This window comes from Streptomyces sp. NPDC005752, assembly GCF_040630715.1.
Taxonomy (GTDB): domain Bacteria; phylum Actinomycetota; class Actinomycetes; order Streptomycetales; family Streptomycetaceae; genus Streptomyces.
In genome coordinates this window covers 1-15,603 of sequence record NZ_JBEXYB010000033.1, presented here as the reverse complement: position 1 = coordinate 15,603, position 15,603 = coordinate 1, and the positions used below count along the sequence as shown (strand labels likewise).

General features: G+C 69.8%; 16 protein-coding genes. 7 read left to right on the top strand and 9 right to left on the bottom strand.

The window, feature by feature from the left end:
• Nucleotides 1-83 precede the first annotated feature (83 nt).
• The 4 genes from ABZ441_RS25360 to miaA all read right to left on the bottom strand — a co-directional run bounded on the left by ABZ441_RS25360 (nucleotide 84) and on the right by miaA (nucleotide 4,795).
• Nucleotides 84-2,231 (bottom strand): HD domain-containing protein, encoded by a 2,148-nt coding sequence (locus ABZ441_RS25360; protein WP_358978196.1) that lies wholly within the window; start codon nucleotides 2,229-2,231, stop codon nucleotides 84-86.
• Nucleotides 2,232-2,371: 140 nt separating this feature from the next.
• Nucleotides 2,372-3,244, bottom strand: a complete 873-nt coding sequence (dapF, locus tag ABZ441_RS25355; protein WP_358978194.1) for a diaminopimelate epimerase — start codon at nucleotides 3,242-3,244, stop codon at nucleotides 2,372-2,374.
• A 67-nt stretch (nucleotides 3,245-3,311) separates the two neighbouring features.
• The gene (locus ABZ441_RS25350; RefSeq protein WP_358978303.1) at nucleotides 3,312-3,749 is read right to left on the bottom strand and encodes a hypothetical protein; all 438 of its coding nucleotides are present in this window, start codon (nucleotides 3,747-3,749) and stop codon (nucleotides 3,312-3,314) included.
• Between the two features lie 107 nt (nucleotides 3,750-3,856).
• Nucleotides 3,857-4,795, bottom strand: coding sequence for a tRNA (adenosine(37)-N6)-dimethylallyltransferase MiaA (gene miaA, locus ABZ441_RS25345; RefSeq protein ID WP_358978192.1), 939 nt, complete (start codon nucleotides 4,793-4,795; stop codon nucleotides 3,857-3,859).
• 199 nt (nucleotides 4,796-4,994) lie between these two features.
• On the opposite strand from miaA, the gene ABZ441_RS25340 reads away from it, so the two are divergent.
• Nucleotides 4,995-5,240, top strand: coding sequence for an antitoxin (locus ABZ441_RS25340; protein ID WP_358978190.1), 246 nt, complete (start codon nucleotides 4,995-4,997; stop codon nucleotides 5,238-5,240).
• 83 nt (nucleotides 5,241-5,323) lie between these two features.
• On the opposite strand, the gene ABZ441_RS25335 is transcribed toward ABZ441_RS25340, so the two are convergent.
• Both ABZ441_RS25335 and miaB read right to left on the bottom strand, forming a co-directional pair.
• Nucleotides 5,324-6,043, bottom strand: coding sequence for a class III extradiol dioxygenase subunit B-like domain-containing protein (locus ABZ441_RS25335; RefSeq protein ID WP_358978188.1), 720 nt, complete (start codon nucleotides 6,041-6,043; stop codon nucleotides 5,324-5,326).
• Nucleotides 6,044-6,057: 14 nt separating this feature from the next.
• The gene (gene miaB, locus ABZ441_RS25330; RefSeq protein ID WP_358978186.1) at nucleotides 6,058-7,578 is read right to left on the bottom strand and encodes a tRNA (N6-isopentenyl adenosine(37)-C2)-methylthiotransferase MiaB; all 1,521 of its coding nucleotides are present in this window, start codon (nucleotides 7,576-7,578) and stop codon (nucleotides 6,058-6,060) included.
• Between the two features lie 99 nt (nucleotides 7,579-7,677).
• On the opposite strand from miaB, the gene ABZ441_RS25325 reads away from it, so the two are divergent.
• On the top strand, nucleotides 7,678-8,676 hold the full coding sequence (locus ABZ441_RS25325) for a TAXI family TRAP transporter solute-binding subunit (protein WP_358978184.1): 999 nt from the start codon (nucleotides 7,678-7,680) through the stop codon (nucleotides 8,674-8,676).
• A gap of 15 nt (nucleotides 8,677-8,691) precedes the next feature.
• Here the strand turns inward: ABZ441_RS25325 and ABZ441_RS25320 are convergent, their stop codons facing one another.
• Both ABZ441_RS25320 and ABZ441_RS25315 read right to left on the bottom strand, forming a co-directional pair.
• On the bottom strand, nucleotides 8,692-10,086 hold the full coding sequence (locus tag ABZ441_RS25320; protein ID WP_358978182.1) for a HAMP domain-containing sensor histidine kinase: 1,395 nt from the start codon (nucleotides 10,084-10,086) through the stop codon (nucleotides 8,692-8,694).
• A 15-nt stretch (nucleotides 10,087-10,101) separates the two neighbouring features.
• Entirely contained in the window at nucleotides 10,102-10,794 is a 693-nt protein-coding gene (locus tag ABZ441_RS25315) for a response regulator transcription factor (protein WP_358978180.1), read from the bottom strand.
• Nucleotides 10,795-11,176: 382 nt separating this feature from the next.
• On the opposite strand from ABZ441_RS25315, the gene ABZ441_RS25310 reads away from it, so the two are divergent.
• From ABZ441_RS25310 to ABZ441_RS25290, 5 genes are all read left to right on the top strand, one after another.
• Nucleotides 11,177-11,962 (top strand): amino acid ABC transporter ATP-binding protein, encoded by a 786-nt coding sequence (locus ABZ441_RS25310; RefSeq protein ID WP_358978178.1) that lies wholly within the window; start codon nucleotides 11,177-11,179, stop codon nucleotides 11,960-11,962.
• 31 nt (nucleotides 11,963-11,993) lie between these two features.
• Nucleotides 11,994-12,917, top strand: a complete 924-nt coding sequence (locus ABZ441_RS25305) for a glutamate ABC transporter substrate-binding protein (RefSeq protein ID WP_358978176.1) — start codon at nucleotides 11,994-11,996, stop codon at nucleotides 12,915-12,917.
• A gap of 153 nt (nucleotides 12,918-13,070) precedes the next feature.
• Nucleotides 13,071-13,718 carry an amino acid ABC transporter permease gene (locus ABZ441_RS25300; protein WP_205023540.1) on the top strand — a complete coding sequence of 216 codons (648 nt, stop codon included), beginning with the start codon at nucleotides 13,071-13,073 and terminating at the stop codon, nucleotides 13,716-13,718.
• The gene (locus ABZ441_RS25295; protein WP_358978172.1) at nucleotides 13,715-14,647 is read left to right on the top strand and encodes an amino acid ABC transporter permease; all 933 of its coding nucleotides are present in this window, start codon (nucleotides 13,715-13,717) and stop codon (nucleotides 14,645-14,647) included. Before ABZ441_RS25300 ends, ABZ441_RS25295 begins: the two co-directional genes overlap by 4 nt.
• Before the next feature lie 215 nt (nucleotides 14,648-14,862).
• Nucleotides 14,863-15,096 (top strand): hypothetical protein, encoded by a 234-nt coding sequence (locus tag ABZ441_RS25290; protein ID WP_358978171.1) that lies wholly within the window; start codon nucleotides 14,863-14,865, stop codon nucleotides 15,094-15,096.
• 311 nt (nucleotides 15,097-15,407) lie between these two features.
• Here ABZ441_RS25290 and ABZ441_RS25285 read toward each other — a convergent pair.
• Nucleotides 15,408-15,603, bottom strand: a 196-nt coding sequence (locus tag ABZ441_RS25285; RefSeq protein WP_358978169.1) for a hypothetical protein, incomplete at its 5' end; no start/stop codon positions are given.

Sequence of the window (15,603 nt, the reverse complement as noted above, 5' to 3'; positions counted from 1 at the left end):
GCACGCCCCGCACGGGGGTGGCGCGCGCCGCACCACCCGAACGGGGCCGCCGGGAAGCGGCAAGGAGAGGACCGGGACAGGGCTCAGCCCGTGGCGGCGGGCTGCTGGGCGCGGCTCACGTCGTACACGCCGGGCACGTCGCGCATGGCCCGCATGAGGCCCGGCAGGGCTGCCGCGTCCGGCAGTTGCAGTGTGTAGGTGTGGCGTACGCGCTGCTCACTGGGCGGTTCGACGGTCGCCGACACGATGGCCGCCTCCGCGGTGGCGATGGCCTCGGTGAGATCGGCGAGGAGCCTGGGCCGTCCGAACGACTCCGCGACGAGCGTGACCCGGTAGTCGGCGGTGCCGCTCCTGTCGTCCGGGTCGTCCCAGCGGGCCTCGACGGCCGTCCGGCCGACGGCCCGCATGCGGGCCACCGCCGGGCACTCGTCGCGGTGCACGGTGACGGCCCCGCCGCGCACCGTGAATCCGGTGATGCGGTCGGGCGGGACGGGGGTGCAGCAGCCGGCGAGACGTACCGGCGCGCCGGGTGTTCCGACGGCCACGGAGGGAGCCCGGCCGGCGGCCGCGGACCGGCTGCTCGGAGCGTCGTCGGCGGGGTGGGCCGGCGGCCTCGGCGCGTCGGGCCGGCTCTTGTGGGCCCCTTGCCCGCCGTCGGGATGGGCGTCGAGCCACGCGGTGATCGCGATCCGGGCGGTAGGGGTGCGCGCGTGGTCGAGCCACTCCGGGGAGGGGCCGGACGAGGCGTCCTGGGCCAGCAGCAACTGCACGGTGTCGCCGTCGTTCAGTGCGGTACCGAGCGTGGCCAGCCGGCCGTTGACGCGGGCTCCGATGCACCCGTGCGCCTCGTCGCCGTACTGTGCGTAGGCGGCGTCGACGCAGCTGGCGCCCGCAGGCAGCCCGAGCGTCCCGCCGTCGGTGCGGAAGACCGTGATCTCCCGGTCCTGTGCGAGGTCCGCGCGGAGCGTGGCCCAGAACGTGTCGGAGTCCGTCGCGGATTCCTGCCAGTCCAGGAGGCGGGAGAGCCAGCCGGGCCTGGTCGGGTCGGCGCGTTCGCCGTCGGCGGGCTCGGCCTGGTGCGCGGCGGCCGTGCCGTCCTGGGCGTAGGGATTGCCGAGCGCCACGACACCCGCCTCGGCGACCGTGTGCATGCGGTGCGTGCGGATGAGGACCTCGGCGACCGCGCCCTCGGGGCCGACGACCGCCGTGTGCAGCGACTGGTAGAGGTTGAACTTGGGAGCGGCGATGAAGTCCTTGAACTCGGAGATCACCGGGGTGAAACAGGTGTGCAGTTCACCCAGGACCGCGTAGCAGTCGGCGTCCTCGCCGACCAGCACCAGCAGCCGTCCGAAGTCGGTGCCCCGCATCTCGCCCCGTTTGACCCTCACCCGGTGCACCGAGAAGAAGTGACGTGGTCTGATGAGCACTTCGGCGCTGATACCGGCTTCCCGCAGGGTCGACCTGACGCTGTCGGCGATCTCCGTGAGCGGGTCCTGCGCATCGTCCCAGGCGGAGATCAGGGCCCGGGTGCGTTCGTACTCCTCCGGGTGCAGGATCGCGAAGACGAGGTCCTCGAGCTCCGTCTTGAGCGCCTGGACGCCGAGGCGTTCGGCGAGCGGGATGAGTACGTCGCGGGTGACCTTGGCGATCCTGGCCTGTTTCTCGGGGCGCATGACCCCTAGGGTCCTCATGTTGTGCAGCCGGTCGGCCAGCTTGATCGACATGACGCGGACGTCGTTCCCGGTCGCGACGAGCATCTTGCGGAAGGTCTCGGGCTCGGCGGCGGCTCCGTAGTCGACCTTCTCGAGCTTGGTGACGCCGTCGACCAGATAGCAGACCTCGTCGCCGAACTCCTCCCGCACCTGATCGAGCGTCACCTCGGTGTCCTCGACCGTGTCGTGGAGCAGGGAGGCCGTCAGGGTCGTCGTCCCCGCGCCGAGCTCGGCGAGAATCAGGGTGACCGCGAGCGGATGGGTGATGTACGGCTCACCGCTCTTGCGCATCTGGCCGCGATGAGAGGACTCGGCGAGGACGTACGCCTTGCTGAGAACGGTCAGATCGGCGTCCGGACAGTGCGCGCGGTGCGCCTCCGCCACGTGCCCGATGGCATCGGGAAGCCGGTCACGGGAGACCGGCCCGAGCAGGGCGACACGGCTCAGTCTGCGCAGATCGATCCGCGCGCGACCGCGCTTGCGAAGGGGAGCACCTGGATTGGCGGCCTCTGCGCTCATGGGGCACCTCCGGCGACGTCGACCGGCGGGGAAGGGGTGCGGGTACACCCCCGGGCCGGTGCTTGATGCTATCGACCCCACCGCGTGGCGCAGTCCCGCTCTCGCCCAGCGTGAAACGGATCACCCATTCGAGCGAAGCTCTAACCGATCATCGTTTCGATCCACGCGGAGTCGATCACACCCTCGGCGACGATGACCGCGGGCCCCGTCATGTCGACCCCGCCGTCGGGGTGTTCGGTGATCACCAGGGTGCCCCCGGGGAGGTCCACCGTGTAGGTGACCGGCGCCCCGGTCAGCGCCGGGTCCACACCGTCCCTGCGTGCGGTGGCGACGGCCACGGCACAGGCGCCCGTCCCGCAGGAGCGTGTCTCGCCGGAGCCGCGCTCGTGGACGCGCATCGCGACGTGCCTCGGGCCCCGGTCCGCGACGAACTCGATGTTGACCCCGTCCGGGTAGACGGACTGCGGGCTGAACGGCGGTACGGAGAACAGGTCTCCGGCGTGGTCCAGGTCCTCGACGAACGCGACGGCGTGCGGATTGCCCATGTTCACGTTCCGGGCGTCCCAGCTGCGGCCGTCCACGGTGACCGTGACGCCGGCGCCGGGCAGAACCGCCCGCCCCATGGCGACCGTGATGTCGCCGTCCTCGGCGAGGTGCACCCGCTTGACCCCGCCCCGGGTCGCGACGGCCAGATCTCCCTCGGTGACGAACCCGGCACGCTGCAGATAGTGCGCGAAGACACGCACCCCGTTGCCGCACATCTCGGCGACCGATCCGTCGGCGTTGCGGTAGTCCATGAACCATTCGGCCTCGGCCGCCATGCCCTCGGCGTCGGGGTGCGCCGAGGACCGTACGACGTGCAGCAGTCCGTCCCCGCCGATGCCCGCCCGGCGGTCGCAGAGCAGGGCGACGGCGGAAACCGGCAGGTCGAGGGCGTTGTCCGGATCAGGAACGATCACGAAGTCGTTCTCGGTGCCGTGGCCCTTGAGGAAGGTGATCTGCGCAGTGCTCACGGATCAACTGTACGAGGCCGTGCCGCCGGTCCGCCGGGCCGGGGCCACGGTGCGTGCCCCGCGCGTGTCAGCGGAGGCGGGCCACGCGCCAGACGGCCAGTGCCACCAGCACGGCGCACGCGGCCACGTAGAGCGCGACCACACGCCAGTCGGGGCGTTCGCCCGGGCCGCTGCTCGGCAGACCGGGCCAGGTGTGGCCCACCCGGCGGGCGGCCATCATGCCCCAGCCCGCGGCGCAGCAGCTGATGAGAAGTCCCAGCATCGCCACCACGGCGCCACCGCCCCCGAACTCGAAGGCGAGCGGGAAGGCGAACATCAGGGAGCCCACCGCCGCAAGCACCACGATCGGCGCGAGCTGCCAGATCCGCAGGCGACGGGCGGGGCGGAGCTCGACCTCGACCTCGGCGGTCACCTCGAGCTCGTCCGGCCCGTCAGGGCTCAGACGTCCTGCCTCGTGCTGCGTCTCCGGTGTGTCCCGGTCTGTGTCGCGAGGGCCGGCCTCCATCGCCACGCGCCCTCCCAACTCGGACTCCACTGGTCGATCGTCGCTCGATGATGGCACGGCACCGGCCGCCGAAATGACGGGCGGAGCGTCCCGATGCCATCACGTGATCAGGCTGTGACCGCCCGTTCGACCAACGCCAGCGCCCGGTGCGGGAGTTCCCCGCACCGTTCCTCCGCACCGCTCAGCCACCGGACGCGCGGGTCGCGCCGGAACCAGGAGTCCTGGCGACGCGCGAAGCGTTTGGTGGCGCGTACCGTCTCGATGCGCGCCTCGTCCTCGGTGCACTCCCCCGCCAGCGCCGCCAGCACCTGCTGGTAGCCGAGGGCACGCGAGGCGGTGCGCCCCTCCCGCAGCCCGCGGGCCTCGAGGGCGCGCACCTCGTCGACGAGCCCGGCCTCCCACATCCGGTCCACGCGGGTACGGATCCGTTCGTCGAGTTCCGGGCGCTCGACGTCGACCCCGATCTGAAGGGCGTCGTAGACCGCTTCGTCGCCCGGGAGGTTGGCCGTGAAGGGCTTGCCCGTGATCTCGATGACCTCCAGCGCGCGGACGATACGGCGCCCGTTGCTCGCCAGGATGGCGCGGGCGGCCTCGGGGTCCGCCGTCGCGAGCCGTGCGTGCAGGGCACCGGAGCCGCGCTCCGTCAGCTCCCGTTCGAGGCGTGCGCGGACGTCCGGGTCCGTCCCCGGGAATTCGAGGGCGTCGATCGCGCCCTTCACATAGAGGCCGGAACCGCCCACGAGGACGGGAGTTCGCCCTTCGGCCAGCAGTCGGTCGATCTCGGTCCGGGCGAGCCGTTGGTACTCGGCGACGCTGGCGGCCTCGGTGACGTCCCAGATGTCCAGCAGGTGGTGGGGTACGCCGGCGCGCTCCGGAGGAGTCAGCTTCGCGGTGCCGATGTCCATGCCCCGGTAGAGCTGCATGGAGTCGGCGTTGACCACCTCGCCACCGAGTCGCTGGGCGAGGAAGACTCCCAGATCGGACTTTCCGGCAGCGGTGGGACCGACGACGGTGATGACGCGGGGGGTGGGAGCTGGTCTTCTCACGGGGACAGTCTCCCAAACTTCCGGACACGTCCCGAACGGCGGAGAGTGAGCGACCGCGCCGTCGATCCGGCGGGGACCCACCGCTCCGTCCGGCGGGATCCCCCGCCACAGCCCCGCGCGGACGGACACGGCGAGTGACGCGTGATTGCGCACAGACGAGTAAAATGAGACCACAGTCCCCCAGCACGGAAGGTGACCCATGGGTTTCCTGGACAACCTGAAGGCCAAGCTGGCCCCGGCCAAGGAGAAGGTCGGCGACCTCGCGCAGCAGCACGGGGGCAAGATCGACCAAGGCCTCGACAAGGCCGCCCGCACGGTCGACCAAAGGACCAAGGGCAAGTACAGCGACAAGATCGTGACAGGCACACAGAAGGCCAAGGACGCGGTCGACCGCCTGGGCCACAAGAACGAGGGCGGCACGCCGCCTCCGCCGCCCGCATCCTGACCCGGGTCCCGGCGGAACTGAGGGCCGTGGAGCGCAGTCGCTCCACGGCCCTCAGTCATGTCCGGTGAGGACCCGGACGCGGATCACGACCAGGCTGCGACGGCGTAGCCGACACCGTACGGGGCGTCCTCGTACAGCAACTGCCCGTCGAGACCGGCTCCCCGGGCCGCCCCCGCGAGCACCTGCCAGGGCGCCCGGCCTGCCGCCTTCAGCTCGTACGCGAGCGAGGGGTCCAGGGCGCTTAGCGCCGCCAGGTCCGCACTGCCCAGCGCACGGACGGCAGCAGCGTCGAAGTCCGCCGCCCGCTCGTCCAGATAGCCGGGCGCCTTGACCGTGCGGCAGGCACTGCCGTCACCCATGACCAGCAGCGCCACCCGCTCCGCCCTGACCGCAAGGTCCGCTCCGGCCCGCAGGCAGCCGTCCGTGGCGAGCCGCTCCTCCACACCGATCCCCTCGACCGGGGCGCCGCCGCAGCGGGCCTGCTCGAGCAGCCAGGCGCCGACGCCGAGCGACGCCGGGAGCGGACGTCGCGGTACGGGGGATCCGGCGGGCGACTCACCCAGCCGCACCGTCAGACCGACGCCGAACCCGGCGAAGGAGCCGGCCGAGCCGGCGGGGTACGGACCTCGTTCGTCCGGCTCCGCGGGCCCGGCCACGATCAGCAGATCCGGTTTCGCGGCGGCGAGCACGCCCAGTGCGTCGAGGCACGCGTTCCTCGCGGCGTCGAGCTCGGGCCCGGCTCCCGCGGCCACCTCGGGGACCAGCAGCGGCGGGCAGGGGCAGACGGCGGCGGCGACAAGCATGCCGGTCAGCGTACTCAGTCGCAGCCGCATCCCGGAGTGGCGGCCGCGGGCAGCGGGGCGGGGGCGCCGATGCCCGGCAGGCCGAGCATCACTCCGGCGGGCCCGCCGGCGGGAGCCGCGTTGCGCTTCGCCCAGGCGTCTCCGGACCGCGTACGCCGGACGCCCAGGGGCGCGCCCTCGGCGAGCAGGTGGTGCGGGGCGGCGTAGCTGATCTCGACGGTCACGACGTCGCCGGGACGGACGTCCTGGGACGGCTTGGTGAAGTGGACCAGGCGGTTGTCGGGCGCGCGGCCGGAGAGCCGGTGCGTGGCACCGTCCTTGCGGCCCTCGCCCTCCGCGACCATGACGTCCAGGGTGCGGCCGACCTGCTTCTTGTTCTCGTCCCAGGAGATCTGCTCCTGGAGGGCGGACAGGCGCATGTAGCGCTCCTGGACGACCTCCTTGGGGATCTGCCCCTCCATCTCGGCGGCGGGTGTCCCGGGGCGCTTGGAGTACTGGAAGGTGAAGGCGTTCGCGAAGCGGGCCTCGCGCACGGCGTGCATCGTCTGCTCGAAGTCCTCCTCGGTCTCCCCGGGGAAGCCGACGATGATGTCGGTGGAGATGGCGGCGTCCGGCATGGCCGCGCGCACCTTCTCGATGATGCCGAGGAAGCGCTCCTGCCGGTACGAGCGGCGCATGGCCTTGAGGATCGTGTCCGAGCCGGACTGCATCGGCATGTGCAGCTGGGGCATCACGTTCGGCGTCTCGGCCATCGCCGCGATCACGTCGTCGGTGAAGTCGCGTGGGTGGGGTGAGGTGAAACGGACGCGCTCCAGGCCCTCGATCGTGCCGCACGCCCGGAGCAGCTTGGAGAAGGCCTCCCGGTCGCCGATGTCGGAACCGTAGGCGTTGACGTTCTGGCCGAGCAGCGTGATCTCGCTGACGCCTTCCGCGACGAGGGCCTCGATCTCGGCCAGGATGTCGCCGGTGCGGCGGTCCTTCTCCTTGCCCCGCAGTGCCGGGACGATGCAGAAGGTGCAGGTGTTGTTGCAGCCCACGGAGATCGACACCCACGCGGCGTACGCGGACTCCCGGCGGGTGGGCAGCGTCGAGGGGAACGCCTCCAGGGACTCGGCGATCTCGACCTGAGCCTCCTCCTGGACCCGGGCACGCTCCAGGAGCACCGGCAGCTTGCCGATGTTGTGCGTACCGAAGACGACGTCCACCCAGGGGGCCCGGCGCACGATGGTGTCGCGGTCCTTCTGTGCGAGGCAGCCGCCGACGGCGATCTGCATCCCGGGACGCTTCGTCTTCATGGGGGCCAGACGGCCGAGGTTGCCGTAGAGCTTGTTGTCGGCGTTCTCGCGCACCGCGCAGGTGTTGAAGACCACGACGTCCGCGTCACCGTCGGAGCCCTGCGGGGCGCGCACGTATCCGGCGTCCTCCAGCAGACCCGACAAGCGTTCGGAGTCGTGGACGTTCATCTGGCACCCGTAGGTGCGTACCTCGTAGCTCTTCTGGACGTCCACTGCTTCGCTCCGGTTGCCGCTGGTCATGGGACAAGGGTAGGCGGTGACGGCGCCGCTCCCGCCGCCGGAGCCCGTGCCCCGGATCAGGCCTGGCCAGGACGGGGCACGGCCTGGCAGGATCGCGCCATGCTGCACGCACTGTCCCGGTTCGACCGGCGCCGCACCCTTCAGGGGGGAGCCGCCCTCGTGGTCGTGCTCGGACTGCTGCTGTGGTGGGTGCTCCCGCTCGGGGAGGAGGAGCCGAGCGGTTCGCTCACGTTCTCCACCGGCGTACGGAGCGGGGTCTACCAGCGTTACGGGCAGCGGCTCGAGGGCGCGCTGGCCAAGGACATGCCCAAGGTGTCGATACAGCTGCGGACCAGCGAGGGCTCCCAGCAGAACATCGAACGGGTGGCGGCCGGGAAGGCCGACTTCACCATCGCCACCGCGGACGCCGTGTCGACCTACCTGCGGAGCGGGAAACCGGGCAGCGAGCGGCTGCGCGGCTGTGTACGGCTGTACGACGACTACGTCCAGCTGGTCGTGCCCCGGGACTCCAAGATCCGCAAGGTCTCCGATCTGCGCGGCAAGCGGGTCGGTGTGGGACAGAAGGGGTCGGGGGTGCTTCTCGTCGCGGACCGGCTGATGAAGGCGGCGGGCGTCGATCCGACCGCGGACATCACGCCCGTACACGCCGGGATCGACACGATGCCGGCGCGGCTGACGGACGGCGGGCTGGACGCCTTCTTCTGGTCCGGGGGGCTTCCGACCGGAGCGGTGCAGGATCTCTCGGAGAAGTTCGCGATCCGGCTGGTACCACTGGAGGAGACACTGGTCACCGCGCTCCAGGCGGCCGGCGGGTCCACGCGCTACTACCGCTCGGCCGTGATGCCGGCCGACGCCTATCCGCACGCGCAGCAGGGGCAGGCCGTCCCCACCGTCGCGGTCTCCAACCTGCTGATCACCACGGACCGTACGGATCCGCTGATGACCGAGGCGTTCACCCGGACCGTGATCGACAGCCGGGACCGGATAGGCCGCGAGGTGCACTCGGCGCAGCTGGTGGATCTGCGGACGGCGATCTACACCGATCCGCTGCCGCTGCACGAGGGTGCCAGCCGCTACTACCGCTCGGCCAAACCCTGACGCTGCGGCGCGGGCTCACACGTGCGGAGGGTTACGGGGCACCGTGACCGTCACCCGCAGTCCGTGCGGCTCGTGCGTGTCGTAGCGGATCGTTCCGCCGCCCGCCGCGAGCAGGGCACGCGAGATGGAGAGTCCGAGGCCGGACCCCTTGATGTTCTGGTGCCGGCCGCTGCGCCAGAAGCGGTCGCCGACGCGTTCGAGCTCCTGCTCGGTCAGGCCGGGTCCCCGGTCCGCGACGACGACCGTGGCACCGTCACCCCCGGATTCCACCGTGACCAGGACCTCCTCGCCCCGCGGGGTGAATTTCAGCGCGTTGTCGATGACCGCGTCCAGTGCGCTGGACAGGGCGATCGGGTCCGCCCAGCCGGTGACCGCGGGTGCTCCGTCCAGCGTCAGCCGTACGCCCTTCTCCTCGGCCAGCGGGCGCCATGAAGCGACCCGTTCGCCGGTGAGTGCGGCGACGTCCGTGAGCTGGAGATCCGCTTCCGTGTGCTCGGCCAGCGCCAGGTCCAGCAGGTCGTCGAGGACCTGGGCGAGGCGCTTGCCCTCCGTGCGGACCGAGGCGATCTCCTCGTTGCCCTCGGGGAGTTCGAGTGCCAGGAGCTCGATCCTGAGCAGCAGCGCGGCGAGCGGGTTGCGCAGCTGGTGCGAGGCGTCGGCGACGAAGGCACGCTGCTGCTCCAGCACGTCCTCGACGTTGTCGGCCATCTCGTTGAACGAACGGGCGAGGCGCCGGAGCTCCGGCGGGCCGCCGGACGCGGCGACCCTGGACCTCATCCTGCCGCTCGCGATGTCGTGTGTGGCCGCGTCCAGGACCCGTACGGGAAGCAGCACCCATCCGGTGAGGCGGAACGCGGCACCGAGCGCCACCAGCATGGCCACGGCCTCGCCGAGGGCGATGAGGAGCCAGCCCCGCAGCGTCCGCGACCGCATGTCGCCGGTGGGCGAGTCGGTCACGACGACGGCGACCACGTCGCCGTCGCGTACGACCGGGGAGGCGACGGCGATCCGCTTGCTCTGCCAGGGCCAGACCTGGGGCGGGTCGTGCGAGCGCCGGCCGAGGAGGGCTTCGGCGAAGGCCTCCCGGCCCTCCCCCTCGGCAGGCAGGGACCAGGAGGCGGGGGCCTTGGCCAGCGCCGTGTCGTCCCGGTAGAAGACACCGGCCCGTATCCCGTACACGGAGTCGTAGGCCTCGAGCTCGGTCTGCAGGATCCGCTGCCGCTCATCGGTGCCCCCGAGGGGTTCGTCGACGAACTGGGCGAGCGCGCCGAAGCGCGCGGTGTCGTCGATCCGGTCGATGACGACGCGCTGCTGCTCGGCGGCGGCCACCCGGACCGCGAGCGGGAAGCCGAGGGCGAGCAGCACAGCGGCCATCAGGACGATGAGCAGGGGGAGCAGGCGGGTGCGCACGGGGAACGGACGTCCTCAGGCCGACGGTGGGACGAGCCGGTAGCCGACGCCCCGTACGGTCTCGACCAGTGCGGGCAGCCGCAGCTTGGAGCGCAGCGACGCGACGTGCACCTCCAGGGTGCGTCCCGTCCCCTCCCAGCTCGTACGCCAGACCTCGCTGATGATCTGCTCCCGGCGGAAGACCACGCCGGGACGCTGTGCGAGCAGCGCGAGCAGGTCGAACTCCTTGCGGGTGAGCTGGACCTCGCGACCGTCGACGCTGACCCTGCGGGTGGGCAGCTCGATGTGGACCTGGCCGATCCGCAGGCCGGCGAGCGGGGTCGCTCCGGTGTCCTCACCGGCCGTCCTGCGCCGGGCGACGGCATGGATCCTGGCGAGGAGCTCACCGGGGTCGTACGGCTTCACGACGTAGTCGTCGGCCCCGAGGTTGAGGCCGTGGATCCGTGAGCGGACATCGGACCGCGCGGTCACCATGATCACAGGGATCGCCGAACGCTTGCGGATCTTCCCGCACACCTCGTAGCCGTCCTGATCGGGCAGCCCGAGATCGAGGAGTACGACCCCGAAGGGCTCCTTCTCGGCCGGCAGCAGCGCCTGCAGGGCCTCCTCGCCACTACGCGCGTGCACGACCTGGAAGCCGTGGCGCGAGAGCACGGCGGTCAGAGCAGCCGCGACATGGTCGTCGTCCTCCACGAGCAGCAGTCTCATGGCCCCCCTCTCCGCCTCATGATGCGTTCATCATCTCCCTCGCGACGTCCTCGCGAGGTCCCTTGCGACGACATTGGAGCCGTGCGTGACGGTCCTCCGGTGTTCCGCCCGGCGAAACGTCCCGCACAGCGGCGATTCACGTCGTCCCCGTACACAGGGCATCCACGCCGATGACGGGTGCCCCAGTCAAGTCCCTGCCCGTTGCCACCAGGTTTCCGTTATGCAGCCGACACGCCTCCGAGCGCCCCGTGTCGCCCCGTTCACACGGAGTGTCCTGCTGAGGCCGGATCGTTATGCTCAATTTCCGCTCAGATGTAATGACGCTGGTAGCACTGCGTCACTAGGGTCCTTGCCTAACCGAGGAGGACGGAGCAATAAGCCGATGAGCGGAGTTTCAGTGAACAAGGCCGCCGAGGATGCCGCACCTGCGGGTGACGACCTTGTCGTACTGAGCAACGTCAACAAGCACTTCGGCGCGCTGCATGTGCTCCAGGACATCGACCTGACCATCGCCAGCGGCGAGGTCGTCGTAGTCATCGGACCCTCCGGGTCCGGGAAGTCCACGCTGTGCCGCACGATCAACCGCTTGGAGACGATCGACTCGGGCGCGATCTCGATCGACGGCAAGCCCCTGCCCCAGGAGGGCAAGGAGCTCGCAAGGCTGCGTGCTGATGTCGGCATGGTCTTCCAGTCGTTCAATCTCTTCGCGCACAAGACGGTGCTCGAGAACGTGATGCTGGGCCAGGTCAAGGTCCGCGGAACGGACAAGAAGACCGCTGAGGAGAAGGCCCGGAACCTGCTCGACCGCGTGGGGGTCGGCGTGCAGGCGGACAAGTACCCGGCGCAGCTCTCCGGCGGTCAGCAGCAGCGCGTCGCCATCGCACGCGCCCTGGCGATGGACCCCAAGGTCATGCTCTTCGACGAGCCCACGTCGGCGCTCGACCCAGAGATGATCAACGAAGTGCTCGAGGTCATGCAGCAGTTGGCCCGGGAGGGGATGACCATGGTCGTCGTCACCCACGAGATGGGTTTCGCCCGTTCCGCGGCCAACCGTGTGGTCTTCATGGCGGACGGAAAGATCGTCGAAGAGGCGACTCCCGACCAGTTCTTCAGTAATCCGCGCAGCGACCGGGCCAAGGACTTCCTGTCGAAGATCCTTCACCACTGAACCGACGACCTACGACACGAGGATTGTTCACATGAAGCTCCGCAAGCCGGCCGCCGTTGCGGCCATCGCCGTGCTCGCCCTGACCGCGACCGCCTGTGGCGGCAAGGAGGGTTCCGCCGGCGACAAGCCGTCGGGCGTCAAGCCCGGTTCGTCCGAGGCGCCGAAGCTCCCGACGTACACCGTCGCGACCGGTGTCGACCTGGACTCGCCGGTCTTCAAGAAGGCGAAGCAGCGCGGCAAGCTGGTCATCGGCGCGAAGGCCGACCAGCCCTACCTCGGCTTCGAGGACCAGTCGACGAAGGAGCGCTCCGGCTTCGACATCGAGATCGCCAAGATGATCGCGGCCGACCTCGGCTTCTCCGAGAAGCAGATCGAGTGGAAGACCGTCGACTCCGGCATTCGCGAGACGGCCATCTCCAAGGGCCAGGTCGACTACTTCGTCGGTACGTACACGATCAACGACGAGCGCAAGAAGCAGGTCGGCTTCGCGGGGCCGTACTACAAGGCCGGCGCGGACCTCCTCGTGCGCAAGGACGAGACCTCCATCACCGGCAAGGAGTCGGTGAAGGACAAGAAGGTCTGCTCGATCGTGGGCTCCACCCCGCTCCAGGAGATCAAGAAGCCCGAGTACGGCGCGCAGGTCGTCGAGCTGGCCAAGTACTCGGACTGCGTGCAGCAGCTCCTGACGAAGCAGGTCGACGCCGTCACCACCGACGACTCGATCCTCAAGGGCTACGCCGCGGCCAACTCGGGCAAGCTCAAGGTCGTCGGCAAGCCGTTCACCGACGAGCCCTACGGCGTCGGCCTGAACAAGGACGACAAGGCTCTCCGCGAGGCGATCAACAAGTCGCTGGAGACCCACGTCAAGGACGGCACGTACAAGAAGATCTACGAGGCGACCCTGGGTCTGTCCGGCTCGGAGTACACCGAGCCGCCGGCCATCGAGAGCTACTGACGCAGCTCTGTCGCTGACGTCCTTCACTGACGTCCCTCACTGACGTCAACCGCGTGAGCGAGACGTCCCGTACGCCGCTGTCACTGTGCACAGCGGCGTACGGGGCGCCCCTCCCCCTGCCCTGATGCCGCTGACCGCCGACGCGGAGACCCCATGAACGTATTGCTCGATAATTTCCCGGAATTCCGCGACGGCTTCATAGGCACCGTGTCGATCACCGTCATCAGCTCGGTCATCGCCCTGGTCCTGGGCGTCGCCATAGCCGGCTGCCGGGTGTCACCGGTGCCGCCGCTGCGTTACTTCGGCACCGCCTGGGTGACCCTGCTGCGCAACACGCCGCTGACTCTTCTCTTCCTGATCTTCTTCTTCGTGGTGCCGGAGATCCTCTTCCCCGGCATGAGCCCCTTCCTCCTCGGCTCGCTGGCTCTCGGCTTCTACACCTCCTCCTTCGTCTGCGAGGCGGTCCGCTCGGGCATCAACACCGTCTCCCTGGGGCAGGCCGAGGCCGCGCGCTCCATCGGTATGACGTTCGCCCAGACCCTGCGGATCGTTGTTCTCCCGCAGGCCACGAGGTCGGTCATCCCGCCGCTGAGCAGCATCTTCATCGCGCTCACGAAGAACTCGGCGATCGCCGGCGCCTTCAGCGTCACCGAACTCTTCGGATGGCAGAAGCTGATGAGCGACCGGGGTTACGAGATCACACCCGTCTTCATCTGGGTGGCACTCGGCTACCTGGTCGTCACGTTCACCATCAGCGGTCTCTTCCGGCTGCTGGAGCGCCGTATGGAGGTCGCCCGATGAGCGCCAGCGTTCTCTACGACGCCCCGGGACCCAAGGCCGCGGTCCGCAACCGGATCTACGCCGTTGCCGGAACCCTCGCCATCCTGGCCCTGATCGGCATCAGCGTGATGCGGCTGTCCGAGAAGGGGCACCTCGCCCCCGAGATGTGGGACATCTTCAACTACACGGGCATCCGGCAGAACATCGCCGACGCCTTGCTCGCCACGCTGAAGGCCTTCGGTCTGGCAGCGATCGGTTCACTGATCCTCGGAGTCCTGCTCGCCGTCGGCCGCCTCTCCGACCACAAGCCGGTCCGCTGGTTCGCGATCACCTTCATCGAGCTCTTCCGCTCGATCCCGCTGCTGATCACCATCTACGCCATCTGGGTCGGCTTCCTCACCGACTACTCGATGTGGGCCCTCGCGCTCGGGCTGTCGGTCTACAACGGCTGCGTCCAGGCCGAAGTCCTGCGCGCGGGCATCAATTCCGTACCCAAGGGGCAGAGCGAAGCGGCGTACGCCCTGGGGATGAGCAAGACCCAGGTCATGGTCACGGTGCTGATGCCGCAGGCGGTCCGCGCGATGCTGCCGACGATCATCAGTCAGCTGGTGGTGACCCTCAAGGACACCTCGCTCGGCTTCATCATCCTGTACCCCGAGCTGCTCCAGACCGCGCGTCTGATCGCCTCCAACACGCAGGTCAACTCCCAGTACCCGTACGTCTCGACCATCGCGGTCATCGGCACGATCTATGTGGCGATGTGTCTGCTCCTGTCGGCGCTCGCCACCTGGATCGAGAAGCGCGGCCGGCGTGCCAAGACGGGTATCGCGGTGGCCGCGGCCGCCGAACCCGCGGAGGCACCTGGCGTCCTCGAGACCTCCGGCACACGGAACCCCGAGGGCGACGGAGCCGGTCCGGACGCTCCCGAGGAGCCCGTCCGCAAGAGCTAGGAGTTACGTCTCAACCAGTCGTACAACGCACTGGTCGAACGGGTTTCCCCGTCGGGTGACCTTTCGGTGGTGCGAGCGTGGAGGCAGGGCCTCCCGGCAACTCGGCGATGCGAATCGAGCCGAGCAGCGCCGGGGGGCCCTGTCGCCTTGTGGCCGGGTCCTGCTCAGGGGAGGCCGGTGAGGACACCGCCCGGCAAATTCCTGACGTCGGAACCATGGCGCACCCCACGGGTTGCTCCTATGAGGTGCCGGGAAAGTGGGGCGGTGTCGCCATCTGCTCGAAGACACATGGCGGCGCCTACCGAGCCCTGGCCCTGTGCAAGAACCCGGACAACGGAAAGATATACAACTACGCAGGCCAGTGGCGGACGACCGGATTCTCCTGCGCCTACTGCCAGGGAAACACCATCGCCTCTTCGGCAGGCGTGGAGACGCGCTACAGCAACTGACCTCGGCCTCTCATAACCGGCCTCCCGTTCTCGATGGAGTCGCTGCGACAGGTGGTCGGCCGATCAGCCCGTGAGGAGTTCGGACAAGCGCTCGGCTGGGGTTTCCCCAGCCGAGCGCTTGCGTGGACGGGTACCGAGTCCGGCGAAATCCGAGCCGGCCCGTCGCGGGTGTGCCGGGACAGATCGGCGCCTCGGGCAAGAACTGACCGGAGCGGGCCACTGATGCCCCGTCGGAGCCTCACCGCCAGGCCCGGCCGGGTCACAGCCACCGACGGATATTCAGTCGGGCCCCACGACGCTGCCCGCGGCCCTCACCGGAAAGCCGCCATGCTGAACGACACGGCGCTCAACGGCGCGGTGCTGCCGGCTGCAGGGCAGGCTGCGTTGCGGCAGGAGGGGCACCGGCCCGGTGGCCCGACGTGCCGCAGACCGGGAAGCCCGTCCCGCACCCCGGTGTCGGTCTCCGCGTGGGCGGCGCTCTCGACGACGACCGCGACCGCGCCCGAG